Below are 1,166 nucleotides of genomic sequence, written 5' to 3' on the forward strand. Positions count from 1 at the left end.
GGTGGTGAAGCACGTGACTTCGCTCAAATCGATAACGCTCCAGAAGAGCGTGAGCGTGGTATCACAATCGCAACTTCACACGTAGAGTACGATACTCCAACTCGTCACTACGCACACGTTGACTGTCCTGGACACGCTGACTACGTTAAAAACATGATCACTGGTGCTGCTCAGATGGACGGCGCGATCCTAGTAGTTGCTGCAACTGACGGTCCTATGCCTCAGACTCGTGAGCACATCCTACTTTCACGTCAGGTTGGTGTACCTTACATCATCGTATTCATGAACAAATGTGACATGGTTGATGACGAAGAGCTAATCGAACTAGTAGAGATGGAAGTTCGTGAACTTCTTTCTGAGTACGATTTCCCAGGTGATGACCTACCACTAATCCAAGGTTCAGCTCTTAAAGCACTAGAAGGTGAGAAAGAGTGGGAAGACAAGATCGTTGAGCTTGCAGAAGCACTAGATTCTTACATCCCAGAGCCAGAGCGTGACATCGATAAGCCATTCATCATGCCTATCGAAGACGTATTCTCAATCCAAGGTCGTGGTACTGTTGTAACTGGCCGTGTTGAAGCTGGTATCATCAACGTGAACGACGAAGTTGAAATCGTAGGTATCAAAGAAACTACGAAGACAACTTGTACGGGTGTTGAAATGTTCCGTAAGCTTCTAGACGAAGGTCGTGCTGGTGAGAACATCGGTGCACTTCTACGTGGTACTAAGCGTGACGAAGTTGAGCGTGGTCAAGTACTATCAGCTCCTGGTACAATCCAGCCGCACACTAAGTTCACTTCAGAAGTATACGTACTTTCTAAAGATGAAGGTGGTCGTCACACTCCTTTCTTCAAAGGTTACCGTCCACAGTTCTACTTCCGTACAACTGACGTAACTGGTGACATCCAGCTACCAGACGGCGTAGAAATGGTAATGCCTGGTGACAACATCAAGATGACTGTAGAGCTAATCTGCCCAATCGCGATGGACGAAGGTCTACGTTTCGCTATCCGTGAAGGTGGCCGTACAGTTGGTGCTGGTGTTGTAGCATCAATCATCGAGTAATAGTTACACGTTAACTAATTCGATATACGAATATTAAAAAGCCGCTCAATGAGCGGCTTTTTTTATGCCTATTTTCTGCTTTAGCGGTGGTTAAAACGGCT

1 protein-coding gene is annotated in these 1,166 nt (G+C 46.4%); it reads left to right on the forward strand.

Annotated elements, in window-relative coordinates; genetic code table 11:
- Positions 1 to 1,065: elongation factor Tu (gene tuf, locus N473_RS23160; RefSeq protein ID WP_063370011.1), on the forward strand; the 1,065-nt coding region annotated here is incomplete at its 5' end.
- Between the last annotated feature and the right edge of the window lie 101 nt (positions 1,066 to 1,166).

The sequence above is a fragment of the Pseudoalteromonas luteoviolacea CPMOR-1 genome (assembly GCF_001625685.1).
Taxonomy (GTDB): Bacteria; Pseudomonadota; Gammaproteobacteria; order Enterobacterales; family Alteromonadaceae; genus Pseudoalteromonas; species Pseudoalteromonas luteoviolacea_K.